Below are 23,876 nucleotides of genomic sequence, written 5' to 3'. Positions count from 1 at the left end.
CGCCCCTCGCCCGCACGCGGCCCGGTCGGCTCGGTGGAGAGGGCGGAGGCGACGGAGCGGTCACACGAACCCGAGGGTGTCGAGCAGGACGGTGAGCGCGTCGCCGTACGTGAGCGCGAGCACGAGTCCGCCGAACAGCGGGACGAGAAACGGGAGCCCCGGCGAGACCCAGACCTCCCCCTCGCTCGTCACCGCCTCCAGCCCCTCGCGCAGCGTCTCCGGCGTCGTCCCGTACGCCGTCCCCTCGATGTCGTCGAGGAACCGCGCGGCGGCCCAGGGGTCGTCGAACGCCGGAGCCTCGGACGCCGGAGCGTCGTCGGTCGCCGAGTCGAGCACGCCGGACCCGACGGACTCCCGTGTCGGGGTGTCGCCGGCGGAGCGTCCGCCGTCGGACCGCGCCGGCGCGCCGGCCGTGCCGACCGCGCCGTCGGTCGGCGGGTTCGTCTCTCCGACGCTCGCGGGGTCGCGGTGGCGCGCCGGGTCGGCTCGGAGGTCCGCGAGCGCCGCCCCGCGCCACCGGAGGTACATCCGGAGCGCGTCGAGGTCCAGCCCCCGTGCCGGGACGACCCCGTCGACGTCGAGCAACGCGCCGTGTCGGTCGGGGAGCGCGGTCACCGGCGTCGGCCTCCCGACGAACATCGCCGGGGAGAGCCGGCCGGCGAGCGCGTTGTGAACCCCGAGCGAGGCGACGTACAGCGCTCCGACGAGGACGGCGTTGGTGAGCGCCGACATCGCCGCGACGCCGAGCGTCGAGGGGAACAGCGGGAACCCGCGGTGGAGCCACGCGACGCCCGGCAGCACGGACAACGGGACGAGGTAGGTCGGGGACGTGGGGAACGCAACCGCGAGGACGACGAGCGCCTTCGCGTCGGCCCCGCCGAACGCCGAGGCGCGGTGCGCGAGCAGCGCGAACGGGACGAGGACAGGAGCGCGAACCCGACGCGGAGCAGGAACAGCCCCCCGCCGTAGCCCGCGAACGGGAACGCCGCCGCCGCCTCGACGACGAGTGCGACCAGCCCCGCGGCCAGGAGGGGCGGCCACAGTCGGTTGGGAACCCGTCGGGTCAGCGCGTCCCGGTACGCCGCCCACGCGAACGCCGGAACCACGAGCAGGCGGAGCAGGTCCGGCGCGCTCGCGACCCCCAGTACGGTCATTGGTTTCACGCCGGACGCAGCGACATTAGCCGTTGGGGAAGCGGGCCGGGGAGACCCGGGCGGCGAGTAGCCTCCCGTCGTCGTTTCGGTCCGTCCGTCGACACGACGGTGCGGGGGAATTATGTCCCCGGCGTAGCTATCTGTACTAATATACGATGGGCGGTCCCCACCTGTCGACTCCGGCCCCCTCGGAGGTCGATTTTCAGTCGCGCGTCGACGACGAGACCATCACCGTCCTCCACGTCGACGACGAACCCGGGTTCTCGGGAATGGTCGCCGCGTTCCTCGAGAGCGGGAGCGACGACATGGAGGTGATACCGGAGACGAGCGCCGACGACGCGCTCGACCGACTGGCCGACGGCGGTCGGTCGGTCGACTGCGTCGTGAGCGACTTCGAGATGGCCGGGTCGACGGGCGTCGAGTTCCTCGAAGCCGTGCGCGAGCGCGACCCCGACCTGCCGTTCATCCTCTTCACCGCGCGGGGGTCCGAGGAGGTGGCCGGCCGCGCCATCTCGGCCGGCGCGACCGACTACCTCCAGAAGGAGAACGGCACCGAGCAGTACGCCGTGCTGGCACGGCGCGTCCGGAACGCCGTCGAACGGGCGAGGGCGGAGCGGAACGTGGAACGACTGCTCGGCGCCATCGACACCGCCCACGAGGGCATCGGCCTCCTCGACGGCGACGGTCGCTTCGTCTACGTCAACCGGGCGTACGCCGACGCGTACGGCTACGACCGGTCCGAACTGCTCGGCGAGCGGTGGCACCGGTTCCACCCCGACGCCGACGCCGAACACGTCGCCGAGGAGGTGCTCCCGAACCTCCCGGAGCGTGGCGCGTGGCGCGAGGAGGTCCGGATGACCCGGGCGGACGGGAGCGAACTCGTCGTCGACAGCGCGTTCTCGCGCACGCCGCCCGGGCTGTTGGTCTGTACCGTCGACGTCGGTCCCGACGGGACCGTGTCGGCCTCTCGGGAGACCGGCGAGCGGAACGACCGACTCGACGGCCTCACGAGGGCGCTCTCGCACGACCTGCGAAGCCCGCTGAACGTCGCGCAGGGGAACCTCGAACGGTTCGACGAGACCGGCGACGAGGAACACTACCGCGCGGCCGACCGCGCGCTCGACCGGATGGACGACCTGATAGCGGACCTGCTCGCACTCGCCGAGAGCGGCGAACTGGCCGACGGCAGCGGCGACGACCCCGTCGACGTGGCGACGGTGGCCGAGGACGCGTGGGACCTGGTGCGAGCGGAGGAGGCGACCCTCGACGTCGTCGAGACGCCGCGCGTCGAGGCGGACGCCGCCCGCTTCCAGGAGGTGCTGGAGAACCTGTTCCGCAACGCCGTCGAACACGGAGGGGAGGACGTGTCGATACGCGTCGGGCTCCTGTCGAACGAGCGGGGGCTGTACGTGGCCGACGACGGTCCCGGCGTCCCGCCCGACGACCGCTCGGGCGTGTTCGAGGCCGGCCGCTCGGCGAAGGAGGACGGAACCGGGTTCGGGCTGGCCATCGTCGAACGGGTGGCCGACGCCCACGGGTGGGACGTCCGACTCGCGGAGAGCGCCGACGGCGGCGCCCGGTTCGAACTCGTCGGGGCCGAGTTCGTCGACGGGAGCGACGGCGGGGAGTGACGCGTCGCGCCGGGCGGCGCCTCGTCGGTTACTCGTCCCGCTCCCGTTCTCCGCTCGGCGTCGTATCGTCCGACTCGTACACCCGAATCCAGCCGTCGCTCCCGACCGTCACGCGGTACCCCTCGTAGCGAAACTCGGCGGTGCCGGCTCCCCGTCGGGAGCGGTCACCGACCTCGAAGAACGTCTCCTCGAGCGCCGCCGCGTCGAAGTGGTCGTACAGCGGCGTCGACCGCTTCTCGAACGGGGCGACGCCGTCCGCCTCCGCGACGGCGAACAGGAGTGCGGTCGTCAGTTCCTCGTCCCCGTCGGGGTGGAAGTGACGCTGGACGACCTGCGTCCACTTCGGCGCCGAACTGGCGGACGACGCGTCGCCGCTAGCCGTCTCCCCGCGGTCACTCCCCGTCATCCATCTCCTTGCGCGCGTGCGTCTCACTGTGCGTCGTCGAGGCTCGCACCCATCCCTTCGAGCGCCGCGAGCACCTGGTCCGCGTTCGGCCCGGCCGAAACCGTCTCGGTCGTGTCGTCGTACTCGACGACGTTCAGGTCGGCCAACTTCGGTACGTGGGCGTGGTACAGCGAGACGAACGCCTTCTCCCGCTCGCGGTCGTCCACCGCGTGTCCGGGGACGTCCTGCTCCCACACCGCGACTTTCGTCGCGAGGTCGGTCAGCGTCCACTCCGTCCGCTCGAGCAGCGTGTAACAGAGGTACCGCCGCCGCGGGTGCGACAGCGCGTCGTACACGTGGTCCAGTTCCAGCACCTCCTCCGACGGGAGCGACTCGAACCGCAACCCTCCCATCTCCGAGACGATGCTCTCTCGCTCCTCGTCTCCACGGTCCATGTTATGTGGTATCACACTCCACCGAAAAAGGATTCCTTCCACCTGCCGTTTGTACCGTCCCCAGTGCTAGTGAAGGGCTATTATGTTGTTTTCCGGTCGGTGTCCAGTACAACACACTTGGTTACGTACTAGCCAATCGTCACAATCGTTCGGGGACGTCCGGGAAGACCGGTCCAGGGACGGGCGTCGGGTTGGCGCGAAAGAGAAGTCGGTACGCGGACGACTCGAATCGCGGGCTGTGCGCCCGGTCGGCTCAGATGACGCGGTTCTGGAGGTAGTCGAGGTGCTTCGCGTTGTAGACGATGCGAATCTCCTCGGCCTGCGGCGACCCGATGCAGGTGAGGCGGACGTTCTTGTCCTCGACCTCCTCGTCCGAGAGGATCTGCTGCATGTCCATCTCGATCTCGCCCTCCTTCAGGATGGCCGCGCAGTTGGCGCACGCGCCGGCGCGACACGAGAACGGCCAGTCGTACCCCTGGGCCTCGGCGGCCTCGAGGATGTACTCCCCTTCGTTGACGTCGAGGGTACCGTAGTCCTCGTCGCTGAGGTCGGCGTCGGCCGCCTCCTGGAAGAGGTCGTCGTCGTCCATGGACCAGCCGTGGTCGTCGAGTACTTCGTAGTTCAGGTATTCGACCGTGGGCATCTCAGTCGCGGCTTCGAGTGCCGCCCAATTAGATGTTGCTATCTCGCTCAGCCGAATCCCGCGACGCGAGCGCTTTAGGCCCGCCAAAACGGCGGATTGGCCCGAAGGTTTTCACGTGTCGAGACGGCCGCGTCGACCGGTCCCGAGTCACACGGGCGCGACCGTGAACAGCGCGTACGACGCGGCGAACGACAGCGACGGGGTGAGTATCCAGAAGAAGATGACCCGGCCCGTGGTGCCGGGGTCGAACAGGTCGGAGGCGAGCAGGTCCTCGCCCGCCTCCTCGCCGACGCCGGGGACGGAGCCGTCGGCCTCCCGTTCGGCCGCGAGGGCGTTCACCGACACCTCCGGGCGCTCGCCGCGCACGGCGTCGCCGACGCTGGTCGTCCGCGTGGCGCGCCCCCAGCCGAGACCGACGATGCACATCGTCGCCGAGACGGCGAGCGACGCCGGGATGTCGATGTACGAGAGGAACGTGATGAGGCTCGCCGAGACGATCTCGACGATGAGCGCCGCCAGCAGCGGCAGGTCCGTCAGGTCGTTGCCGACGGTGTCGAGCGTGCGCCGGGCGATGGTGAACGCGCCGAGCCCGATGGCCCCGCACGCGACGACGATGCCCGCGTCAGCCGAGAGGTTCGCCTCGGGACTGCCCACGAGCGGTGCGACGGCGTTGGCGGCGTTCGACGCGCCCGCCGAGAACGCCATGTAGCAGGCGATGACGACGACCACGACCGTCCCGACCAGTTCGCGGCTCGTCGTTCCGTCGGCGAGTCCGACCCGGGGGAGACCGCCCGCGACGGCGAACTCGACGAGGTTCCCGTCCGACCGGTCGATGGCGAAGGCGGCGTCGAGGTACGGGTAGAGGTAGCGACCGACGACCGCACACACCCAGAAGGCGATGACGGGCGAGACGAGCCACCAGCCGACGATGCGGACCATCACCTCGGAGTTGAGCGTGCTCGTCGCCGCGCCCAGCCCCGCGATGGCGCCGACGGCGGTCATCGACGTCGAGGCGGGGACGCCGAACGTGTTCGAGATGAGCAGCGCGAGGCCGACGAAGAACAGCACGCCCACGCTCGCGAGGAGCGTGAACTCCGACGAGGGGACGATTCGCCCGCCCATCGTGTCGATGACGCCGCGGCCGACGGTCCACGCGCCGACGAAGGCGAACCCGGTCATCAGCGCCGCCGCCGCGAGTTTCGAGAGCAGACCGCTCCCGACCGCCGGCCCGAACGCGACTCCGGTCGAGGAGCCGCCGATGTTGAAGCCGACGAACACCGCGACAGCGAGACCGACGAGGAGGAGTTCTGCGACCACACCGAGGATGGTACCCCGCGCCGAATAAGTCCCTCGTCCGGCGACGACGGGGACGACCCCGCCCCCGACGCGGGGCGAGTCGGCGGTTCGCGGAACGGGACCGCGGGCGCGGTTATCCACCGCGCGTGTCACGACAGCGTTTAAGCCGTCAAGCGAGTAGTAGCCTGTATGCAGTGGAAGACGGACTGGGGCTTGCGCGGTCGCATGCTCTTCACGATGTTCCTCCTGTTCGCCCTCTACCTCGTCTTCGCGGCCGTCATCTCCCAGACGAGGTACGTCGGGTTCCTCGTGTTCATGGTGCCGTTCCTGCTCGTCCAGTTCTTCTTCAGCGACAGGCTCGCGCTCTACTCGATGGGGGCGAAGGAGGTGAGCGAGGAGGAGTACCCGCAGCTCCACCGGACGATAACCCGCCTGTGTCAGCAGGCCGACCTGCCCAAGCCGAAGGTGGCCGTCGCCGACTCGCGCGTCCCGAACGCGTTCGCGACCGGCCGCTCGCAGAAGAGCTCTGCCGTCTGCGTGACGACGGGGCTGCTCCGGACGCTCGACGACGAGGAACTGGAGGGCGTGCTCGCGCACGAACTCGCGCACGTGAAGAACCGCGACGTGATGGTGATGACCATCGCGTCGTTCCTCTCGACCATCGCGTTCATGGTCGTCCGCTGGGGCGCGTTCTTCGGCGGCGGGCGCGACCGGAACAACGGCGGCGTCATGGTCGCCATCCTCGCGTCGCTCGTCGTCTGGGTGGTGTCGTTCTTCCTCATCCGGGCGCTCTCGCGCTACCGCGAGTTCGCCGCCGACCGCGGCGGGGCGGCCATCACCGGCAAGCCCGGCGCGCTCGCGTCGGCGCTGCTCACCATCGACGGGAACATGGACCGCGTGCCCGACGAGGACCTGCGCGAGACGTCGGAGATGAACGCGTTCTTCATCATCCCCATCCGGAGCGGGTTCATCGGCAAACTGTTCAGCACTCACCCGAGCACCGAGAAGCGCGTCGAGCGGCTCCGGGACCTGGAGCGGGACCTGGAGACGCGCTGACGGAGGCGAGGTCGGTGGACCGAGCGACCGGCACGCCGAACCGGTCACGCTCCCGAAGACGAGCCAGTCGCGCGAACCGTCGGTCCCGGCCGTCCCGGCGTCAGACGGGCCACATCGTCGAATCGTCGAGGACGACCGACCGCGACGGGTCGAGCGACAGACGACGCGCGCTCTCCGCCGCCCGGTGACCCCGTCGACCCCCCTCGACGACGTCGAGTCCCTGGCGCGGTCGGCTCGCCGCGTCGAGGTGCTCCGGACCCTCGCCGCCGGCCCTCGCACTCGACCGGCCGTCCACGAGGAGACGGGCGTCCCGCAGCCGGCACTCGGGCGTATTCTCGGGTCGTTCGAGGACCGACACTGGGTCGAACGGCGCGGACGCGAGTACGCGCTCACGCGAGGAAGAACCCCACCGCGACGGAGATGAACACCACCTTCAGCGCGGTGTTCAGCGCGACCACCTTCGACCCGAACTCGGGCCCCCAGACGCCGTACTGGAACGGGATGGAGCGCTTGAACGTCGAGACGGCGAACGAGACGACGCCGCCGACGAGCATCGTCGCCACCGCCGTCTCCGGGGTGAGCGTGTCGCCGACGAGCGGCGCGACCGCCGCCGCGCCCGCGGTGGTGTCGAACGCGAATATCACGATTACGGGGACGGCCGCGGCCGGGAGGCCGGCCACCTCCGCGAGCGGTCCGGCGGCGGACGACAGCGCCCGCAGGTCGACGTACGCGACGAGTAGCGTCACCAGCGCGTAGACGACGACGAGTCGCGGGACGATACGGCGGACGGTCGACCGCGTCGCGCCCGCCGCCGCGCGGACGCGCGCCGCCGTGCTTCGGGCGTCCTCGTCGGCGTCACCGGCCCCGGCTGACGGGCTCCGTTCGGCGGCCTCGCCGTCCGCTGCTCCGCCGCCGTCGGTGCGCCCCGGAGGGGCGGTCGGAGCGTCGCCGCGCCGGTCGGCCGGGGAGAGGAGAAGCGCCCCGCCGAGCACGCCCGTCAGGGTGATTGCGAGCGCGATGCCCGCCCGCGCGCCGACGTACATGACGCCGACGCGCGCGCCGAGCACCGGGACGAGCACGGGGACGTAGAACGTGAGCACGTGCTGGAGGAACCCGAAGAACGTGTTGACGGTGACCGCGACCAGCGTCGCGCGGTCCGAGAGGCGGCCGGACTCGCGGAAGTCCGCGAGCATCCCGTAGCCCGCCGTCGTCGACGCCGCCGTAGTCAGGATGGCGGTCCCCACCTCGTCGGGCAGGTTCGCCGGGCCGGTGAGGAACCGCGAGAGACCGGCGAGCCGTTCGACCGCGCCGAACTCGACGGCGACGTTGGCGAGGAACACCCCGAGACCGACGAGCGCGGCGATGCGGGCCGCCCGCACCAGGACGTCCGCGAGCAACGGGAGGAGGGCGGCCTCGCCGGGTTGCATACGGGCACGTCGGTCCCCACGAACAAGCCGGTTGCGACCGCCGACCGGCATCCGGCGCGACGGTCGTCACCCCCCGTCGGCGCCGCCGCGGTCCGTGCCGCCGAACGCCGGACAGCCCGCCAACTGCTCGCGACAGCCGCCGACGAACGTCGAGAGCGCGCTGGCGGCTTCGGGGTACAGCGAGACGATGACCCCGACGCCGTCCGCGCCGACCAGGTGGAGGACGACGGCGTCCTCGAACAGGCGGACCGTCGAGTGGAACCGACCCACGTCGTACTGCTCCTGGCGGCGTATCTCCTCGCGCCGGTCCTCCCGGTGGTTCCGAACGAACGCCGCGACCTCCTCGTCCGTGTCCGCCGCGAGCGCGTCGGAGCCGTACAGCACCTGATGCCCCGCCTCGTCGTACCGGACGACCGAGCGGAGGCTGTCGCCGGCGGTCCGCCGGAGGTACGCGAACAGGTTCCGGAACGCGGCCGTTTCGCCCATACATTCGGATGATAGTGGGGTGGAATTAAATCCACCGCGTCGTCGGGTTCGACGCGGTAGGGCCGCGGTGCGCGCGTCGCAACCCGCGCCTTTCAGTCCGCTTTTCACCGGGCGCGTCGTCGTCCGGACGATGGGAGTCGCCACACGGCTGGGCCGTCTGGAGGAGTACGACGCGCTGGCGCTGACGGCGCTCGTCTGGTTCCTCGCGAAGTTCCTCCGGTACGCGTTCCCGCCGCTGTTCCCGCGCTTTCAGGCGGAGTTCGGCGTCTCGAACGCGCTGCTCGGCACCGCGTTCACCGTCATGATGACCGTCTACGCGCTCATGCAGTTCCCCTCGGGCGCGCTCGCGGACCGTCTCGGCGCGAGCAAGGTCATCGTCGGCGGGGGACTCGTCGCCGCTCTCGGGGCGCTCTGGCTGGTCGTGCCCGTCCCGAGCGGTCCGTCCCTCGCGCTCCCCGCGGTCGGGACGGTGCCCGCGGGCTTTCTCGCGCTCGTCGCCGGGATGCTCCTCGTGGGGCTGGGTACCGGCGCACACAAGACGGTGGCCGTCCGCCTCCTCTCGCGGGTGTACCCGAGCCGAACGGGACGGGCGCTCGGCGCGCTGGACACGTTCGGCGCGTTCGGCGGCGTCGCCGCCCCCGCCGCCGTCGTCCTGGTCACGAACTTCGGGGACTGGCGGGCGCTGTTTCTCGCGGGCGGGCTGACCGGCGTCGGGTTGGCGGCGGCGGTCACGGCGCGCGTCCCCCGGCGGGTCCCGCCGGCGCCGACGCGCCCCGACGAGGGCGACGCGACGGGGACGTACCTCGCGCTGTTCCGCGACCGGCGCTTCGTCGCGTTCGTCGGCGTGACGCTCGGGTTCTCCTTCGCGTACAACGGGGCGGTCGCGTTCCTCCCGCTGTACCTCACCGACGCGGCGGGCGTGTCGAGCGAGACGGCCTCGCTGCTGTACAGCGCGTTGTTCGTCGTCAGCCTGGTCCAACTCGTCACGGGCGACCTCTCGGACCGGGTCGGCCACCTGTCGGTCATCGGCGGGACGCTGACGCTCGCGGCCGTCGCACTCGCCGCCCTGCTCGCGCTCGGCGGCGCGAGTCCGCTGGCGCTCGGTGCGACCGTCGTCGCGTTCGGCCTCGGTAGCCACGGGTTCCGCCCCGTCCGGGGCGCGTACCTCACGTCGGTCATCCCGGACGACGTCGCCGGCGGCGGTCTCGGCGTCGTCCGCACGCTGCTGATGGGCGCGGGGGCCGTCGCGCCCGCCGTCGTCGGCGTCGTCTCGGACGCCACCGGCTTCGAACCGGCCTTCGGCCTGCTCGCGGCGTCGATGGCCGCGGCGGCGCTGCTGACCGGCGTGGTGGCACTGCTGGGAGAGTGAGCGCCGACGGCGGGTGGCCGGAGCCACGACGCCCTCCGACCGTGCGGGAGTATCGTTCGAGAGAACTGGGGACGAAGCGTTATTACCACCCTCGATTATATCCGTTAATGGACATTTCACACGCCAGAGACCGGATGATGAAGGTGAGAGACGGAGTGCTCCTCCGAACGGGCGTGGCCGACCGGGTGCAGACGAGCACCATCGATGGCGGCCGGTACGAGGCCGAGTTCGACGTCGAGACGCCGTCCGAACTTCACCGGGCGCGGATGGTCGCCGGGGAAGGGGACGTACTTGTCGCGTTCCTCGACGAACTCGAACCGGAGATGGTCGTGTGGGACGTCGGGGCGGCGGTCGGGACGTGGACCTGTTTCGCCGGCCGCGTCGTCGACCGGGTGCGGGCGTTCGAACCGCATCCCGGGAACGGCGACCGCCTGCTCGAGAACGCGGCGCTGAACGACATCGCGGGGCGAGTGTCCCTCGAACGCGTCGGTCTCGCGGCCGAACCGGGCGAGGCCCCGCTCGCGGTCCACGGCGGCGTCGGTACGGGCGCTCACCGAATCGGAGAGGGCGGGGCGGAGTCGCTCGACGTGACGCTGAGACGCGGCGACTCGTACGTGCCGGGGCCGGACGCACTGAAGGTCGACGTCGAGGGGTTCGAGCGACAGGTGTTCGAAGGCCTGGGAGCGCACCTCGACGGGGTCCGGGTAGTCGCAGTCGAAGTCCACCCCCAGCACGGTGTCGACGTCGAGGGGATACGCGGCCTGCTGGAAGACGCCGGGCTGACCGTCGAGGAGGTGCCGGCGGACCGACGGGAACGCTACCTGCTCGCCCGCCGGCCGGCCGACGCGTAGCGTCCCTCGTCGGAGTGCGCCCGACGGGGCGTCAGTCGTCCGCCGCCGCCTCGTCCGCGCGCCACTCGTCGTTGTACGCCGCCACGAGTTCGTCGACGGCCGGTGCGTGGACCGACTCCTGCGGGACGCGCATCGCCGAGACGCTCACGTCGCCCGCGACGACGGCCGCGCGGTCGGACCAGTCCGGGTACGTCTCGCTCACCCGCTCCAGCGTCGGGTAGCGGTCGGACTGGTCGAGTCGCGCCCAGTAGTCGTTGTCGAGTCGCCAGTCGCCGTCGTCGGTCTCCCGTTCGTCCTCGGTCGCCTCGCGCACGTCCACCGCGTAGTCCGCGAGCGGTTCCGTGACGCGCATCCCGCCGTGGGCGGCCATCGGCGCGTTCACGTTCAGGTAGTCGGCGGCGTGGAACACGTCCGAGTCGACGAGGCGTTCGACCAGCGCGCGCGTGACCGTCGCGGGCGTCTCGAAGGACACCTCGTCGGGCGGGAAGAACGCCTCCCGGTGGTACGCCGAGACGGCGAGCGCGGGCGCTCCCAGGAACGCCGCCTCGACGGCCGCGCCGACGGTGCCCGAGTGGCCGATGAGGTACTCCCCGCAGTTCGGGCCGAGGTTGCACCCCGAGACGACGAGGTCGAAGTCGGCGTCGAGTCCCCGCAGTCCCCACGCGGCGCAGTCGGCGGGCGTGCCGTGGACGGCGTACCCCCACTCGTGGTCGTCCACGCCGACGGCGTCGGACCGCGAGCGGCCGACCCCCGACTGGTCGTCCGCGGGGGCGACGGCCGTCACGTCCGCGACGGCCCGGAGTTCCTCGTACAACGCGGCGAGACCGGGCGAGTCGATGCCGTCGTCGTTCGTCAGGAGGACGTGGAACTGGTTCACGTCGGGGAGAGAACGCGAGGAGATAAGGGCGCGTCGGTCGCGTCAGCCGGAGAGACGTTCACGGGCCGACCGGCGGGGGAACGTTCGGCGCTCGCCGGGACGCGTCCGAGTCCACGCGCCCGACTTTTGTCGGGGGGGCGCGTGCGCTCTCGCATGGGAGCCGGAGACGTGGCGCGCGAGGCGTACCGCGAGGCGCTGCCGGCGCTGGCGACCAGCCTCGTCGGCGGTCTGCTCGCGGGCGTCGTCCTCGGCGGGATGCGGGCGGAACTGCGCGCCGTCCCGGGACTGCTCGTGCTCGTCCCCGCGCTGCTCGCCACCCGCGGGAACGTGTACGGTAGCCTCGGCGCACGCCTCTCGACCGGGCTCCACCAGGGGCTCGTCGAGCCCCGGGTGCGCGCGGGCGACGAGCGGTTGCGCGCGGCGGCCGCCGCCGCGCTGGCGAACGGGCTGCTCGCGTCGACGTTCGCCGCCGCGGGCACCGTCGCGCTGCTCGGTCTGCTCGGCTCGCCCGTCGCGCCGCTCCGGGTGATGGTGACCGTCGCGCTCCTCGCGGGGCTCCTCTCGGGGAGCGCGCTCGTCGCCGTCGTGGTGTCCGTCGTCCTCGTCGGCTACCGCCGCGGGCACAACCCCGACACGCTCGTCGGTCCGCTCGTGACGACGACGGGCGACGTGTTCGGCGTCGCGTTCCTCCTGCTCGCCGTCCGGGCCACGCTCGCGCTGTTCGGGGGTGCCGCGTAGTGGCGACCGAGTGGAGCGTCCGGGCCATCACCCGCGCGACGCTGCCGGTGCTGCTCGCGTTGACGCTGGTGGAACTCGGCTCGGGACTGGTGCTGGGCTCGTTCGAGCAGCGCCTGCTGGCGGCGCCGTCGCTGCTCGTACTCGTCCCCGTCACCATCGGAACCGCGGGGAACCTCGGCTCGATTCTGGCCGCGCGGCTCTCGACGGCGTTCCACCTCGGGACGCTCTCCTTCTCCCCGACGGACGACGAACTCGCGGGCAACGCGCTCGCCACCGTCGCACTCGCGGCCACGCTCTTTCCGGTCGTCGGTCTCGGGGCGTGGGCGCTCGCGGCGCTCACCGGAACGGCGACGCTCGCCCCCGAGACGGTGCTCCTCGTCGCGCTGTCGGCCGGCGTCACGCTCGCCGTCCTCGCGGTGGGAGTCACGCTCGCCGCGACGTACGTCGCCTACCGCCTCTCGCTCGACCCCGACGACGTCGTCATCCCCGTCGTCACGAACGTCTGTGACGTGCTCGGAGTGCTCGTCCTGTTCGGGGCGGTGCTGCTGTTCGCGTGAGAGACGGGTCGGCCCGTCCACGCCCGTCGACGCCGAGACGGGTCGCGGTGTCGCCGGAGCGCGTGTCGAACGTATCCGGTCACGACTCGGCGGGAGCGCTTTTGGGAACCCCGGGAGAGTCGAGGGGTATGCACGAAGCGCTCGCAGACGAACTCCGCGAACAGGGCCGCGGCGTCGTCGGTGCCCTGTTCGTCCTCGGAGTGACGGCGACGTACACACGCGAGATCTGGTGGCTCGGGCAGTCGCTCTCGGTGGAAGGCGTGCTCGCGTACTCGACGGCGGGAGTGATACTCATCTACCTCGCCGCGCAGGCCATCGGGTTCCGCGAGGGGACGGAGAGCCACGCCCGCCCGTACGGCCTCGGCGAGTTCGTCGACTTCGCCGAGGTGCTGCTCCAGGGGCTGGTCACCAGTCTCGTCGCACTGTGGCTGCTCGGGATGCTCTCGTGGGGCGACTCGCTCGTCGTCATCGCGCGTCGGACGCTGTTTCTCACGGTCCCGTACGCGATGGGAGCGGCGATCGCCGACACGCTGTTGGCGGGCGCCGAGGAGGACGACGAGCCCATCGTCGGCGGCGAACGAGACACCCGCGCGCTCGCGTTCGTCGCCGGCGCGCTGTTCCTCTCGTTCCCCATCGCGCCGACCGACGAGGTGCTCGTGATGGCGAACCGGATGGGCTGGTGGCGGCTGTTCGCCATCGCGCTCGTGAGCCTCGGCACCGGCTACCTGACGCTGTACACCGTCGAGTTCCGCGGGCAGGGCCGCCGACTCCACGAGAGCACGTTGCGCGGACGGGTCGGACTGACCTGCACCGCGTACGTGTTCGCGCTCTCGACCGCCGCGCTGTTGCTCGCGGGGTTCGGCGCGTTCACGCACGTCGGCCCGGTCGAGTGGGTCCGCCAGACCGTCGTACTCGGGTTCCCGGCGACCGTCGGGGCCGCGGGCGCGGGGGTGGTGCTGTCGTGAGCGACGACCGGGACGACGGGACGGACGGAGGGGACCGCGACTCGAACGGCGAACCCGACGGCGACGGCGACAGCGTCGACCCGATCATCGGCGGGGACGAGAGCGTCCGCGAGGCCGTGCCCGACAGCGCGACCGAGGCGACCGACGAGGTGACCCACTCGGTGCTCGCCGTCGAGCGGGCGGTACTCGTCGCCAGCGTCGTCGTGACGGTGCTCCTGCTGGGCTTTCTCGCCTACAGCGCTGCGACGACGCCGGAGACCGCCCCCCCGACCGCCGAAATCGTCGGGGCGACGCCGACGGGGAACGGTACGGTCAACGCGCAGGTCGTGATCACGAACCACGGCGGACGCGGACTGTCGTCCGCGACGGTCGACGTCGCGTGCGGCGACGTCTCGACGGAGATGGCGTTCCAGGACGTGCCGGCGTCGAGCACCGCCACGGCCATCGTCGTCTGTCCGGCGGACGCGGAGCGGAACGCGACCGTCAGGTCGTGGGTCGTGGCGTAGCGCCGGCGGAGCGACGACCGCGGGTCGCGAGTCGGCGGCGTCGGCGCGTCAGCGACGCTCGGGGTCGACCGGCCGTCCGTCCTCGGTCGGCGGGGCGATGTGGTCGATGTACTCCGCGACCGACGGCTCGCGGACGACGACGTCCACCTCGATGTCGCCGAGTTCGTCGGGTTCGCCGACCGCGAAGTTCACCACGCCCTGGAAGGCGGCCTGCTTCTTCAGCTTGAACGAGAACCCGTCCGCGCGGGCGTTCCGCTCGAACTCCCGGCGGGCGGTGTCGAGTATCTCCTGCTCGTGGAGTTTGTCCGAGAAGGGGTCCAGCGTGTGCGTCTCTGCGACGAGTTTCCCGGGTTCGGCCGTCGTCTCGGCGTTCGGGAACAGGTTCTCGACGGCGTCCGCGACGCGGTCGGTGACCTCCGTGTCGCGCACCGGCGCCTCGATGCGGGCGTCGATGCTGTAGACGCTCGTCATTCCGTCGCCTCCGGGACGTCCTCGGTCTCGGTGAGCAGGTCGCGCACCCGGTCGCGGAACGACGCCAGCGAGTCGGTGTTCTCGACGGTCACGTCGGCGGCGTCGATGACCTCGCCCATCCCGAACGCGAGTTCGCGCTCCTCGCGGTCGCGGAGCGACTCGGTGTCGAGGTCCGAGTCGTCGCGGCCGCGCGCGCCGAGGCGTTCGGCGCGCAGGTCGAACGGCGCGTCGACGGCGACGAGCAGGAACCCCTCGCCGAACCGCTCGCGGAACCGCTCCAGTTCGACCATCGAGCGCAGGCCGTCGACGAGGACGACGTCCGCGTCCGACTCGGCGGCCGCCGCCTCGACGAGCGGGACGGTCCGGTCGGCGATGGCGGCGGGGCCCTCCTCGTCCCGGAGCGCCTTCGCCACCGCGCCGTGGTGCTCCGCCGGGTCGAGTCCCCGGCGTCGGCACTCCTCGCGGATGACGTCCCCCATCGTCACGACCGGCACCCCCTCCTCCTCGGCGACCGTCGCGGCTTCGCCCTTGCCGCTCCCCGGCAGGCCGACCGTTCCGATTACGCGCATCGTCCGCGCTTCGCCGCTTGCGCTCGTAAATCCTGCGGGACCGTCGAGCAGTCCGCTCGAATCGGGTCGTTTTTGCTCCTCCCGCCGCTTTGTCCCGGCGAGGGCGCGTAGCTCAGTCCGGACAGAGCGTCGGACTTCTAACCGCGGCGGCGACGCCGTCGCGGGGAGCCATCCGACGGTCGCGGGTTCGAATCCCGTCGCGCCCGCTGTCTGTCACGAGCACTCGCGAGTGACGACAGCGGGCACGGGATTCGAAGCAGGGAGGGCGCGCGCAGGCGAGCGGCCGCCGGAAGCGAGCCGAACGCGTCCGACCGTGGTGAGAATCCCGTCGTGCTCGCCGTCCGAGGGCGAACGGAAGGGTTTCGACCGCTCGCCGCCTCTCCCGGGTATGACGCAACGGTCGCTGCTCACGCGCGCGCTCTGGTTCCTCGCCGTCGGCTGGTGGGCGACGCCGATAGTCGCGAACGTCGCGTGGCTGTTGAACGCGACGATAGTCGGCATCCCGCTCGGGGTCAAACTCGTCAACCTCGTGCCGACCGTCCTCTCGCTCCGGGAGCCGCAGTCGCTGTCCGCGCCGGGAGCGGGTCGGGGCCAGCGGTCGCTGCTCGTGCGCGGCGTCTACTTCGTCCTCGTCGGGTGGTGGCTCGGCCTGCTGTGGGCCAACGTGGCGGGCGCGCTCGCGGTGAGTGTCGTCGGACTCCCCGTCGCGTTCTGGCTGTTCAACCGCCTGCCGTACGTCACGTCGCTCTACCGGTTCGACGGCTGAACCGCTCCGTCGGCGAGGGGGCCGAGAAGAACGGAGGGTGCCGGGAGAGGCGGGAAGAACGGTGGGCACCGAGAGAAGCGAGAAGAACGGTGGGGAGACCCGACCTCGTCGCTCAGTACCGCGACGGGAGGTACGCCAGGCCGGTCAGGAAGAGGACCGACAGACCGCTCAGGATGGTGACGCCCCACAGACCGTTCGTGAGCGTGGTGAACTCGGTCGACTCGTCCTGATACGCCTGGTACTGCGAGTAGTCGGTCGACAGCTCCAGCGTGGAGTTGTCGGGGAAGGACGCGAAGTACGTCGTGGACCCGACGGTGGCGTTCGCCTGGTCGTTCACGCTGACCTCGTTCGTCTGCGGGGCGACCCACGCGAGCGTCGCGGCCTCGCTCGTGACCTCCGTCACGGTCGTCTCGTTACCGGCGTACTGGAACTGGTCGCCCTGCTCGAACTGCTCGGTCTCGGGGTCCGGGAAGTACTCCGAGGCGTTGACGAGCGTCCGGGTGCCGTTCTCCTGTCTGACGACGTACTCCACGCCGTCGACGGTGGTCGTCTGGTTCGCCGCCGCGGAGTCGTTCCGGAGAATGGCCGTCCGGTTGACGACCTCGACGAGCGAGAACTGCGTGGTGTTGTTGCCGGGCGCGACCGACACGTTCCAGCTTCCGCCGTCGTACGTCACGGTCGACCCGTTGGCCCACTCCTCGGTGAACCTCGCCGACTGGTTGGTCCACCGGATGGTGCCCGACCGCTCCAGCGTCGCGGCGCCACCCCCGCCGTGGCCCCCGCTGCTCCCGCTCGACATCTCGGCCTCGATGGAGGTGACGGTGTACTCGGTCTCGTTGACCGTGAACGACTCGTTGACCTGGAGCGACTGCTCGGGGTCTTGGAGCGAGAAGTGGGGCGCGCTGGCGGTCGCGATGAGCGAGAACGACACCGCCCCCACCACGAGGAAGAACGCGACGTAGACGGCCGCGGCGCGTCGTTGCATACCCGGACGACTGTGCGCCCGGCGTTTAACCGTTACTTTCTGCGAGAGCGCGCGCGGCGCCACGTCCCCGATATGGGGAGCGACGCTCGGAACGGGACGAGTCGGCAGTGCGAGACGCACCGGTGAACGAGGATTTTAGGGGACTCCTGACGAGGGGTCCCCATGGACTACGACATCGCGGGGAACGCGGCGCTGGTGACCGCATCGAGCAGCGGACTCGGGAAGGCGTCCGCGCTGGCGCTCGCGCGCGAGGGCGTGAACGTCGTGATGAACGGCCGCGACGAGGACCGACTCGACGACGCCGTCGAGGAAGTGAGCGGCGAGGCGGCGGACGGAGCGACGGTCGTCGGCCGACCCGCGGACCTGACCGACGAGGCGGAAGTCGCGGCGCTGGTCGAACACACCGTCGACGAGTTCGGCGGACTCGACCACCTCGTGACCAGCGCCGGCGGGCCGCCGAGCGGGCCGTTCCTCGAGACCACCGACGAGGACTGGTACCACGCGTACGACCTGCTCGTGATGAGCGTGGTCCGCCTCGTGCGCGAGGCGGCCGACCACCTGCGCGCCGACGGCGGCGGCACCATCGTGAACATCACCTCCCGGAGCGTCAAGGAGGCCATCGACAGCCTCGTGCTCTCGAACTCCGTGCGGATGAGCGTCATCGGTCTCGAGAAGACGCTCTCGAAGGAACTCGCGCCGGAGGTCCGGACGAACGCCGTCCTCCCCGGGGCACACGAGACGTCCCGCATCGAGGAACTCGTCGAGCAGTCGGTCGAGCGCGGCGAGTACGACTCCTACGAGGAGGGGCTGGAGGCCCGCGGCAGCGGCATCCCGCTCGGGCGCATCGGCGACCCCATCGAGTTGGGTAACACCGTCGCGTTCCTCTCCTCGCCCGCATCCGGGTACATCAACGGCGTCGCCATCCCCATCGACGGCGGTTCTGGCTCGTCGAACCTGTAGACCGGCACCTCTCGCGGGCCCTCACGGCGACCCCCACGGACGACCGCGCGGCGGTACGAGGTACGAGGATTGATTACGCCGAGCGTGTTCGTACGCCCATGGAACCGGTCGAGTTCGACGAGGCCACGACGTACGAACCCGACGAGGGCTGGCGCCGGGTCAGCCTCGCGGGCAGCGAGCGGTTCAGCTTCGAGTGGTTCGAGAAGCCGCCGGGCCACTCCTCGCCGATGCACGACCACGGGAACGAGCAGGTGTGCCTCGTCCTCCGGGGAGAGCTCACGGTCCACACCGAGGACGACGCCGTCACCCTCGGCGAGTACGACTCGGTCCTGCTCGAGTCGGACGAACCGCACCGCGTCGAGAACACGGGCGACGAACTCGCCGTCGGACTCGACGCGTTCGCGCCCGGTCGGTCGTTCGACTTCTGGACCGACCGAGGGACGGACGAGTAGATGCGCTACCTCGCCCGGAGCGCCGCGGGCCGACCGCTCGTCGGCGACGAGGAGGGGTTCGTCCCGCTCTCGGCCGCCTATCCCGACGCCGCGAGCGTCCGGGACGTGCTCGCGCGCGCGCCCGGCGGCCTCCGCGACCCGGGCGACGCGCCCGCGGAGCGGACGCCACGCGAGGCGCTGTCGTTCGGCCCGTTCGTCGAGACGCCGGGAAAGCTGTTCGGCATCGGTCTGAACTACGCCGAACACGCCTCCGACCTCTCGGAGGAGGCGCCCGACGAGCCGGCGAGTTTCTTCAAACCCGCGAGCGCCGCGACCGGTCCCGGGGGGCCGATTCGCCTCCCTCCGGAGTCGGAGTCCGAGCGGGTGACCGCCGAGGCCGAACTCGCCGTCGTCGTGGGTCGGACGTGTCGGAACGTGGGCGTCGCGGAGGCCGACGAGGTCATCGCCGGGTTCGCGCCCGTCGTCGACGTGACCGCCGAGGACGTCCTCCAGCGGAACCCCCGCTTTCTCACGCGCGCGAAGAGCTACGACACGTTCCTCGTGCTCGGTCCCCACGTCGCGGTGCCCGGTCCCGGGATGTCGCTCGACGACGTCGAGGTGCGGACGGTCGTGAACGACGCCGTCGAGGCGCGCAACGTCGTCGCCAACATGCACTTCTCGCCGCGGGAACTGGTGGCGTTCCACTCGAACGTGATGACGCTCGAACCGGGCGACGTCATCTCGACCGGGACGCCCGGCGCGCACCCCGTCGAACCCGGCGACAGCGTCCGCGCGGAGGTCGACGAAGTGGGCAGCGTCTCGGCTACCGTCGTCCGCTGAGGGGGCGTCGTCGAGTCCGTGCGGGGAACCGACCGGGGACGGTCGCGCTCACTCGGCGGGTTCGAACGACGGCTCGCCGTCGGCGAACGTCAGCTCCTCCCACCCCTCGACGACGACGCCGTCGGGCGGGTCGCGCGCGAGCGCGGCCGAGACGCGGAACTCGGAGAGGTGGCCGGTGTCGCGTATCCACGCCACCCGGACTGTCTCCGGGTCGTACGTCCCGACGGTCGAGAGCGCCGCCGCGAGCGCCCGCTCGTCGTCCGGGAGCACGACCGGGAGCTTCGCCTTCGAGAGCGACCCGCTGGTGAGCGCGTTCGTGTACACCTGGTCGAGGTCCAGCCCCTCGACGGCCGACGCGGTGGTGACGTCCGCGAGGCCGATTCCCATCCCGTTCCCGTGCGTCGCCTCCGTCAGCCCGCGGACGACGACGCGTCTGATGTTCGGGAACTCGGGGTCCGCGGCGTTCAACACGCTGTAGCGCCCGACGACGTTCGTGTCCATGCCCGCCCCGGAGACGTCCTTGCCGATGCGGTCGACGACGAGCACGTCCAGTTCGTCGTACGGGAGCGTCGGCATGTACTCGTCCGCACACTCCAGCAACGGCGCCTCGGCGTCCGGCAGCGCCGCCGCGGGCACGCCCTCGACGTGGGCGGTGTGGTCGTGGAAGTTCTCGACGAGCGCGAGACCGCCGAGCAGCGGCGTCTCCGCCCGGACCACGTCGAGCGCCGCCTCCAGCACGGGGACGTACCCCTCGACCAGCGCGTGTTCGTGGGCGGCGTTCGCCCCCCGCTGTTTGCCCAGGCCGATGGTCGCCATCTTCGTCAGCCCGCTCTCGAACGGCCCGGTGAAGTTGGTGTGTGCCTTCACCCGGTTTACGACCAGCGCCCCGTCCGCCTCCAGCGCGGCCGTCGCGAACGGCACCGGCGCGCCGACGGTCGACTCGCCGAGGACGGTCGTGTCCATCCGGGCGTCGACGGGACAGCCGAGCGTCTCCTCCGTCAGCCCGATGCCCGCGAGCGTCTCGACCTGACCCGCCGCCGTGGCGCCGCCGTGGCTCCCCATCGCGGGGACGACGAACGGTTCGAAGCCGCGCTCGGCCAGTTCCGCGACCACCGCGCGCGCGACGGGGACGACGTCGTGGATGCCGCGGCTGCCGAGTCCGACGGCGACGCGCGCACCCGCCGAGAGGTCACCGAGCGGGAGCGCGTCGAGTTCCTCGCGCGCCGCGCCCGCGGGGTCGGCCAACTCCGGCGTCTCCGGCTCGTACCGCACCGCGGCGAACCGGGGGAGCACCGGCGTGTCGAGCACCGCGTCGACGGCACGCTCGTCCGGGAATCGCATACAGGGGGTCTATCGAGCGACGGGTAAACCGTGTCGGGCGCGCGGTGGGGCCGCGGTACACAACCATTTACCGTCCCGTCGTGAATCGGCCGTCCATGCAGGTCACGGAGGTAGAGAGCTTCGCGGTGTCAATCCCGCTGGAGGAGCCGGTGTCGTTCGCGACGCGAACCGTCGAAGAGCGCGACCACGCCATCACGTACGTCCGAACGGACGACGGACTCGAGGGGCTGGGCTACACGCTCGGCTACGGCGGGTCGGCGCTCATCGCCGACGCGGTCACCGACGTGCTCGCGCCGATGGTCGAGGGCGAGGACCCGCGCGACACCGAGCGGCTCTGGCGCGAGATGTTCGACGGGACGGTCCAGATCGGTCGCAAGGGGGCGCTGCTGCGCGCCATCGCCACCGTCGACATCGCGCTGTGGGACGTCGCCGCGCAGGCCGCGGACGCGCCGCTGTACAAGTACCTCGGCGCGTACACCGACACGGTGCCCGCGTACGCCAGCGGCGGCTACTACCGCGACGAGAAGGGACTGGAGGGGTTGCGCGAGGAGATGCGGCGGTACGTCGACCGGGGGCACGACGCCGTGAAGATGAAGGTGGGTCGCCTCTCGCCCGCCGAGGAGGAGGAACGCGTCCGCGCGGTCCGCGAGACCGTCGGCGACGAGTGTACGCTGATGGTGGACGCCAACGGCGCGTGGACGAGCAAGCCCGAGGCGCTCGAAACCTGCCGACGGCTGTCGGCGTACGACCCCTACTTCGTCGAGGAGCCGGTGATGCCCGACAGCGTCTCGCTCATGGCCGAGGTGAACGACGCGCTCGACTACGCCGTCGCCGCCGGGGAACTCGAGTTCTCGCGGTACGGCTTCGCCGAACTCCTGCGGGAGGGAGCCGTCGAGGTGGTCCAGCCCGACGCCACGGTCTGTGGCGGCATCACCGAGTGGCTCAAGGTGGCGCACACCGCCGCGAGCTACGACGTGCCCGTCGCGCCCCACTACAACTGGGACCTCCACTCGCACCTCGTCGCGGCCAGCGAGAACGGGACGTGGGTGGAGTACTTCCACCGCGACTCGGACGTGAAGGTGTTCGACGACGTCATCGAGCACCCGCTCACGCCAGAGGACGGCGAAATCACCCTGCCAGACCGGCCGGGCCACGGCATCGAACTCGACCGGGACGCACTCGAAGCGTTCGAGGTGTGAGGGCGGGTCGGAACCGCACGGTTGCTGCACGCTCGTCGGAGCAGTCCGACGGGACGGCTCTCGAGCGGGAGCGACGCCGTCGGCGCGGCGGGACCACCCCGGCGGCGCCGGAGGGTGCTCTAGCCGGTCACCCGGCGTCGCCCCGTCCCCGTCACCGCCTCACCGCTGAGAGTCCCGGAGGATGAGCGGGCCGATGGCGAGCGTCCGCTTCGCCACCGTCGCGATGCGGAGGATGTAGGAGACGAACGTCAGGAACGGGATGAGCGTAATCGTGAACGCGACACCGACCACCCACGTGACGACCGGTAGCCCGAGGAACGTCGCCGGGCCGAACGTCTCCGCGCCGACGAACGCGAGCATCCCCCCGGCGACGACGATACCCGGCACCGCCGCGTAGACGATGTACTGCGAGAGGTCGACCAGCGCCCACTCGAAGTAGAGCGTCTTGATGTGCTCGCGGGCGGGGCCGAACATCGTGAGCGCGGTCCGCAGGTCGTCGAACCCCGAACGCTGGTCCTCGTCGAGCGAATCGGAGAACTCCGCAGTCATCCGCTCGAGTTGGTACACCTTCCACGAGTAGTTGAAGTTGAGCGCCGCGAACAGCACGTCGAACGTGCCGAAACTCGCGCCGTCGAGTTCGTCCTGCACTTCCTGTGCGTTCCCGTGGACGCTGTCGACGAACTCGGTGACCTGTCGCCGTAGCTCCTCGTCGTCGCCCTCCGAGACGATGCGGTCGAGCGCCTCCGACCGGCGCTCCGTCTCCTCCACCAGGGCCTTGAGGAACGCCGACGGGTCGGCCGGCACGACGCCACCGAGCAGGTCCTTGGTGTACGTCCGGAAGTCCATCGCGTCGCTCATCCGCTGGCGCTGGTCACCGAGCGGGCCGTTCTCCTGTGAGAGGACGAGTTGGTTGATGGTGACGACGAGCGTCGCGCCCGTGACGAGCACGCTAATCATCGTCGAGAAGATGGTCTCGATAGTGTCCGTCGACTTGATCTCGGCCTGCAACGACGGGTCGAGGGCGGCGCTGAACAGGATGAACCCGCCGAAGACGAAGCCCGCGAGTGCGGCCGTCAGGAGGGCGCGGTTGAGTCCGAGGAGGAGCCATATCTTGAGACTGCTCTCGTCCGACCGCTCGCGCATCGTGTTGCCCGTCTTGACGTTGTCGGCGCTGTCGTCTTCACTCATCGGTCGCGTCGGGCGCGGCGTCTGCGGGTCGTTTCAAGACGAGGTACTTCGTCCCGCCGCCGACGTAGTCGACGGTGTCGGCGAGCTCCCAGCCCTCCTCTCCCAGTTCGTTGAGGTCCTCCGTCGGGTCGCTCGCCTCTTTCTTCGTCTCCTCGCGCGGCGGCCGAAGACTGCAGTACTCCCACCTAGTCGGGTTGCCAGTGGACACACCGGTAGTGACACCGCCCCCGTCTATAGGGGTGGTGGCACCCGGTGGTAAACGGGTGTTCCGTCTCGAAGTACGCTGCTGGCGCTCGTCAGGGGGCGACAGAAATCGAGAGAAGCCATCGAAGCCAAGGGCCGGATTTGAACCGGCGTAGAACGGCTCTGCAGGCCGTCGCGTCTGACCGGACTCTGCCACCTTGGCGCGTCTGCTAGGAGACGGGTCCACCGCTTAAGCCTAGCGGATGGGCCGTCTGCGCATGAAAAAAGCCCACCAGCACGTGCTGGTGGGCATCGAACTGCGTATGAGTGGTAGGCGGCGAACCGGGTTTCCCAGAGGCTCGCGCACTCCAGTACTCGTCGGAACGCTGGCGGGCTTAACTGCCGTGTTCGGGATGGGTACGGGTGTGACCCCGCCGCTGTGGCCGCCTTAAGGCCGACCATCGGGAACGATCCGATGTACGCCTGCGTCGGTCTATGGACCGTAATGTACGTGCAATCCAGTTAACGCCTGGACCCGTTCACACGG

Annotated in this window: 27 protein-coding genes, 2 tRNA genes, 1 rRNA gene and 1 pseudogene; 15 read left to right on the top strand and 16 right to left on the bottom strand. The window is 70.8% G+C overall.

Annotated features, from left to right (window positions below; all coding sequences use genetic code 11):
- Positions 1–60: 60 nt before the first annotated feature.
- Positions 61–1,154, bottom strand: a pseudogene (locus AC6RUA_RS09090) (A24 family peptidase).
- Positions 1,155–1,309: 155 nt separating this feature from the next.
- On the opposite strand from AC6RUA_RS09090, the gene AC6RUA_RS09085 reads away from it, so the two are divergent.
- Entirely contained in the window at positions 1,310–2,785 is a 1,476-nt protein-coding gene (locus tag AC6RUA_RS09085; RefSeq protein ID WP_499812700.1) for a sensor histidine kinase, read from the top strand.
- A 28-nt stretch (positions 2,786–2,813) separates the two neighbouring features.
- On the opposite strand, the gene AC6RUA_RS09080 is transcribed toward AC6RUA_RS09085, so the two are convergent.
- From AC6RUA_RS09080 to AC6RUA_RS09065, 4 genes are all read right to left on the bottom strand, one after another.
- The gene (locus AC6RUA_RS09080; protein ID WP_499812699.1) at positions 2,814–3,191 is read right to left on the bottom strand and encodes a HalOD1 output domain-containing protein; all 378 of its coding nucleotides are present in this window, start codon (positions 3,189–3,191) and stop codon (positions 2,814–2,816) included.
- 23 nt (positions 3,192–3,214) lie between these two features.
- Positions 3,215–3,625, bottom strand: coding sequence for a DUF7344 domain-containing protein (locus tag AC6RUA_RS09075; protein ID WP_499812698.1), 411 nt, complete (start codon positions 3,623–3,625; stop codon positions 3,215–3,217).
- A gap of 253 nt (positions 3,626–3,878) precedes the next feature.
- Positions 3,879–4,268, bottom strand: a complete 390-nt coding sequence (gene fer / locus AC6RUA_RS09070; protein ID WP_499812697.1) for a ferredoxin Fer — start codon at positions 4,266–4,268, stop codon at positions 3,879–3,881.
- A 147-nt stretch (positions 4,269–4,415) separates the two neighbouring features.
- Complete coding sequence (locus AC6RUA_RS09065; protein WP_499812696.1) at positions 4,416–5,585, bottom strand: inorganic phosphate transporter; 1,170 nt, start codon at positions 5,583–5,585, stop codon at positions 4,416–4,418.
- A gap of 168 nt (positions 5,586–5,753) precedes the next feature.
- On the opposite strand from AC6RUA_RS09065, the gene htpX reads away from it, so the two are divergent.
- Both htpX and AC6RUA_RS09055 read left to right on the top strand, forming a co-directional pair.
- Positions 5,754–6,620, top strand: coding sequence for a zinc metalloprotease HtpX (gene htpX, locus AC6RUA_RS09060; RefSeq protein ID WP_499812695.1), 867 nt, complete (start codon positions 5,754–5,756; stop codon positions 6,618–6,620).
- 184 nt (positions 6,621–6,804) lie between these two features.
- Positions 6,805–7,044: a helix-turn-helix domain-containing protein gene (locus AC6RUA_RS09055; RefSeq protein ID WP_499812694.1), complete on the top strand. Its 240-nt coding sequence runs from the start codon at positions 6,805–6,807 to the stop codon at positions 7,042–7,044.
- Here the strand turns inward: AC6RUA_RS09055 and AC6RUA_RS09050 are convergent.
- Both AC6RUA_RS09050 and AC6RUA_RS09045 read right to left on the bottom strand, forming a co-directional pair.
- Complete coding sequence (locus AC6RUA_RS09050; RefSeq protein WP_499812693.1) at positions 7,010–8,047, bottom strand: nucleoside recognition protein; 1,038 nt, start codon at positions 8,045–8,047, stop codon at positions 7,010–7,012. The two genes, AC6RUA_RS09055 and AC6RUA_RS09050, sit on opposite strands and share 35 nt — an antisense overlap.
- Positions 8,048–8,113: 66 nt before the next feature.
- Positions 8,114–8,533: a DUF7522 family protein gene (locus AC6RUA_RS09045; protein WP_499812692.1), complete on the bottom strand. Its 420-nt coding sequence runs from the start codon at positions 8,531–8,533 to the stop codon at positions 8,114–8,116.
- Between the two features lie 130 nt (positions 8,534–8,663).
- Between AC6RUA_RS09045 and AC6RUA_RS09040 the strand changes: the two genes are divergently transcribed.
- Complete coding sequence (locus tag AC6RUA_RS09040; protein WP_499812691.1) at positions 8,664–9,902, top strand: MFS transporter; 1,239 nt, start codon at positions 8,664–8,666, stop codon at positions 9,900–9,902.
- Positions 9,903–10,009: 107 nt separating this feature from the next.
- Positions 10,010–10,753, top strand: a complete 744-nt coding sequence (locus AC6RUA_RS09035) for an FkbM family methyltransferase (RefSeq protein ID WP_499812690.1) — start codon at positions 10,010–10,012, stop codon at positions 10,751–10,753.
- Positions 10,754–10,784: 31 nt separating this feature from the next.
- Here AC6RUA_RS09035 and surE read toward each other — a convergent pair whose 3' ends face one another.
- Positions 10,785–11,630: a 5'/3'-nucleotidase SurE gene (gene surE, locus AC6RUA_RS09030; protein WP_499812689.1), complete on the bottom strand. Its 846-nt coding sequence runs from the start codon at positions 11,628–11,630 to the stop codon at positions 10,785–10,787.
- 153 nt (positions 11,631–11,783) lie between these two features.
- On the opposite strand from surE, the gene AC6RUA_RS09025 reads away from it, so the two are divergent.
- The 4 genes from AC6RUA_RS09025 (at position 11,784) to AC6RUA_RS09010 (ending at position 14,396) form a co-directional block, all read left to right on the top strand.
- Entirely contained in the window at positions 11,784–12,368 is a 585-nt protein-coding gene (locus tag AC6RUA_RS09025) for a magnesium transporter (protein WP_499812688.1), read from the top strand.
- Positions 12,368–12,925 carry a magnesium transporter gene (locus tag AC6RUA_RS09020; protein ID WP_499812687.1) on the top strand — a complete coding sequence of 186 codons (558 nt, stop codon included), beginning with the start codon at positions 12,368–12,370 and terminating at the stop codon, positions 12,923–12,925. The genes AC6RUA_RS09025 and AC6RUA_RS09020 overlap by 1 nt, the downstream gene beginning before the upstream one ends.
- Positions 12,926–13,053: 128 nt before the next feature.
- A complete protein-coding gene (locus AC6RUA_RS09015) occupies positions 13,054–13,890 on the top strand; it encodes a DUF2391 family protein (RefSeq protein ID WP_499812686.1) in 837 nt (278 codons plus the stop codon).
- Positions 13,887–14,396: a hypothetical protein gene (locus AC6RUA_RS09010; RefSeq protein ID WP_499812685.1), complete on the top strand. Its 510-nt coding sequence runs from the start codon at positions 13,887–13,889 to the stop codon at positions 14,394–14,396. Before AC6RUA_RS09015 ends, AC6RUA_RS09010 begins: the two co-directional genes overlap by 4 nt.
- Before the next feature lie 48 nt (positions 14,397–14,444).
- Here the strand turns inward: AC6RUA_RS09010 and AC6RUA_RS09005 are convergent, their stop codons facing one another.
- Both AC6RUA_RS09005 and AC6RUA_RS09000 read right to left on the bottom strand, forming a co-directional pair.
- Positions 14,445–14,867, bottom strand: coding sequence for an RNA-binding domain-containing protein (locus tag AC6RUA_RS09005; protein ID WP_499812684.1), 423 nt, complete (start codon positions 14,865–14,867; stop codon positions 14,445–14,447).
- On the bottom strand, positions 14,864–15,436 hold the full coding sequence (locus AC6RUA_RS09000; RefSeq protein WP_499812683.1) for an AAA family ATPase: 573 nt from the start codon (positions 15,434–15,436) through the stop codon (positions 14,864–14,866). The genes AC6RUA_RS09005 and AC6RUA_RS09000 overlap by 4 nt, the downstream gene beginning before the upstream one ends.
- A gap of 101 nt (positions 15,437–15,537) precedes the next feature.
- On the opposite strand from AC6RUA_RS09000, the gene AC6RUA_RS08995 reads away from it, so the two are divergent.
- Positions 15,538–15,642: transfer RNA gene (locus tag AC6RUA_RS08995), tRNA-Arg, on the top strand.
- 182 nt (positions 15,643–15,824) lie between these two features.
- A complete protein-coding gene (locus AC6RUA_RS08990; RefSeq protein ID WP_499812682.1) occupies positions 15,825–16,202 on the top strand; it encodes a YccF domain-containing protein in 378 nt (125 codons plus the stop codon).
- 112 nt (positions 16,203–16,314) lie between these two features.
- On the opposite strand, the gene AC6RUA_RS08985 is transcribed toward AC6RUA_RS08990, so the two are convergent.
- Positions 16,315–17,187, bottom strand: coding sequence for a DUF8231 family protein (locus tag AC6RUA_RS08985; RefSeq protein WP_499812681.1), 873 nt, complete (start codon positions 17,185–17,187; stop codon positions 16,315–16,317).
- A 162-nt stretch (positions 17,188–17,349) separates the two neighbouring features.
- Here AC6RUA_RS08985 and AC6RUA_RS08980 point away from each other — a divergent pair, with 162 nt between their 5' ends.
- The 3 genes from AC6RUA_RS08980 (at position 17,350) to AC6RUA_RS08970 (ending at position 19,418) form a co-directional block, all read left to right on the top strand.
- Positions 17,350–18,147: an SDR family oxidoreductase gene (locus tag AC6RUA_RS08980; protein WP_499812680.1), complete on the top strand. Its 798-nt coding sequence runs from the start codon at positions 17,350–17,352 to the stop codon at positions 18,145–18,147.
- 98 nt (positions 18,148–18,245) lie between these two features.
- Positions 18,246–18,599 carry a cupin domain-containing protein gene (locus AC6RUA_RS08975; protein WP_499812679.1) on the top strand — a complete coding sequence of 118 codons (354 nt, stop codon included), beginning with the start codon at positions 18,246–18,248 and terminating at the stop codon, positions 18,597–18,599.
- A complete protein-coding gene (locus AC6RUA_RS08970) occupies positions 18,600–19,418 on the top strand; it encodes a fumarylacetoacetate hydrolase family protein (protein ID WP_499812678.1) in 819 nt (272 codons plus the stop codon). It begins immediately after the preceding gene.
- A gap of 48 nt (positions 19,419–19,466) precedes the next feature.
- Here the strand turns inward: AC6RUA_RS08970 and AC6RUA_RS08965 are convergent, their stop codons facing one another.
- A complete protein-coding gene (locus AC6RUA_RS08965; protein ID WP_499812677.1) occupies positions 19,467–20,759 on the bottom strand; it encodes a nickel pincer cofactor-dependent isomerase, group 22 in 1,293 nt (430 codons plus the stop codon).
- Positions 20,760–20,854: 95 nt separating this feature from the next.
- Here AC6RUA_RS08965 and AC6RUA_RS08960 point away from each other — a divergent pair, with 95 nt between their 5' ends.
- Positions 20,855–21,958, top strand: coding sequence for a mandelate racemase/muconate lactonizing enzyme family protein (locus AC6RUA_RS08960; RefSeq protein WP_499812676.1), 1,104 nt, complete (start codon positions 20,855–20,857; stop codon positions 21,956–21,958).
- 159 nt (positions 21,959–22,117) lie between these two features.
- Here AC6RUA_RS08960 and AC6RUA_RS08955 read toward each other — a convergent pair whose 3' ends face one another.
- The 4 genes from AC6RUA_RS08955 to rrf all read right to left on the bottom strand — a co-directional run bounded on the left by AC6RUA_RS08955 (position 22,118) and on the right by rrf (position 23,780).
- Positions 22,118–23,146, bottom strand: coding sequence for a DUF7972 family membrane protein (locus AC6RUA_RS08955; RefSeq protein ID WP_499812675.1), 1,029 nt, complete (start codon positions 23,144–23,146; stop codon positions 22,118–22,120).
- The gene (gene sp36 / locus AC6RUA_RS08950; protein ID WP_499812674.1) at positions 23,139–23,354 is read right to left on the bottom strand and encodes a Sp36 family protein; all 216 of its coding nucleotides are present in this window, start codon (positions 23,352–23,354) and stop codon (positions 23,139–23,141) included. Before sp36 ends, AC6RUA_RS08955 begins: the two co-directional genes overlap by 8 nt.
- 122 nt (positions 23,355–23,476) lie before the next feature.
- Positions 23,477–23,552: transfer RNA gene (locus AC6RUA_RS08945), tRNA-Cys, on the bottom strand.
- Positions 23,553–23,658: 106 nt separating this feature from the next.
- Positions 23,659–23,780, bottom strand: a 5S ribosomal RNA gene (gene rrf / locus AC6RUA_RS08940).
- Positions 23,781–23,876: the final 96 nt, after the last annotated feature.

The sequence above is a fragment of the Halorarum sp. SLYT50 genome, assembly GCF_059821265.1.
Note: the sequence above shows the minus strand (reverse complement) of the source record. Positions and strands in the feature narration are given on the sequence as shown.

Bases quoted from the DNA above. Each gene is read 5' to 3' on its own strand.
- htpX (WP_499812695.1), top strand. From the start codon at position 5,754: ATGCAGTGGAAGACGGACTGGGGCTTGCGCGGTCGCATGCTCTTCACG.
- AC6RUA_RS09050 (WP_499812693.1), bottom strand. From the start codon at position 8,047: ATGCAACCCGGCGAGGCCGCCCTCCTCCCGTTGCTCGCGGACGTCCTG.
- AC6RUA_RS08955 (WP_499812675.1), bottom strand. From the start codon at position 23,146: ATGAGTGAAGACGACAGCGCCGACAACGTCAAGACGGGCAACACGATG.
- AC6RUA_RS09000 (WP_499812683.1), bottom strand. From the start codon at position 15,436: ATGCGCGTAATCGGAACGGTCGGCCTGCCGGGGAGCGGCAAGGGCGAA.
- AC6RUA_RS09075 (WP_499812698.1), bottom strand. From the start codon at position 3,625: ATGGACCGTGGAGACGAGGAGCGAGAGAGCATCGTCTCGGAGATGGGA.
- AC6RUA_RS09015 (WP_499812686.1), top strand. From the start codon at position 13,054: ATGCACGAAGCGCTCGCAGACGAACTCCGCGAACAGGGCCGCGGCGTC.
- AC6RUA_RS09085 (WP_499812700.1), top strand. From the start codon at position 1,310: ATGGGCGGTCCCCACCTGTCGACTCCGGCCCCCTCGGAGGTCGATTTT.
- AC6RUA_RS08985 (WP_499812681.1), bottom strand. From the start codon at position 17,187: ATGCAACGACGCGCCGCGGCCGTCTACGTCGCGTTCTTCCTCGTGGTG.
- fer (WP_499812697.1), bottom strand. From the start codon at position 4,268: ATGCCCACGGTCGAATACCTGAACTACGAAGTACTCGACGACCACGGC.
- AC6RUA_RS09005 (WP_499812684.1), bottom strand. From the start codon at position 14,867: ATGACGAGCGTCTACAGCATCGACGCCCGCATCGAGGCGCCGGTGCGC.
- AC6RUA_RS08960 (WP_499812676.1), top strand. From the start codon at position 20,855: ATGCAGGTCACGGAGGTAGAGAGCTTCGCGGTGTCAATCCCGCTGGAG.
- AC6RUA_RS09025 (WP_499812688.1), top strand. From the start codon at position 11,784: ATGGGAGCCGGAGACGTGGCGCGCGAGGCGTACCGCGAGGCGCTGCCG.
- AC6RUA_RS08990 (WP_499812682.1), top strand. From the start codon at position 15,825: ATGACGCAACGGTCGCTGCTCACGCGCGCGCTCTGGTTCCTCGCCGTC.
- AC6RUA_RS09040 (WP_499812691.1), top strand. From the start codon at position 8,664: ATGGGAGTCGCCACACGGCTGGGCCGTCTGGAGGAGTACGACGCGCTG.
- AC6RUA_RS08980 (WP_499812680.1), top strand. From the start codon at position 17,350: ATGGACTACGACATCGCGGGGAACGCGGCGCTGGTGACCGCATCGAGC.
- AC6RUA_RS08970 (WP_499812678.1), top strand. From the start codon at position 18,600: ATGCGCTACCTCGCCCGGAGCGCCGCGGGCCGACCGCTCGTCGGCGAC.
- AC6RUA_RS08965 (WP_499812677.1), bottom strand. From the start codon at position 20,759: ATGCGATTCCCGGACGAGCGTGCCGTCGACGCGGTGCTCGACACGCCG.
- AC6RUA_RS09045 (WP_499812692.1), bottom strand. From the start codon at position 8,533: ATGGGCGAAACGGCCGCGTTCCGGAACCTGTTCGCGTACCTCCGGCGG.
- AC6RUA_RS08975 (WP_499812679.1), top strand. From the start codon at position 18,246: ATGGAACCGGTCGAGTTCGACGAGGCCACGACGTACGAACCCGACGAG.
- AC6RUA_RS09080 (WP_499812699.1), bottom strand. From the start codon at position 3,191: ATGACGGGGAGTGACCGCGGGGAGACGGCTAGCGGCGACGCGTCGTCC.
- AC6RUA_RS09035 (WP_499812690.1), top strand. From the start codon at position 10,010: ATGGACATTTCACACGCCAGAGACCGGATGATGAAGGTGAGAGACGGA.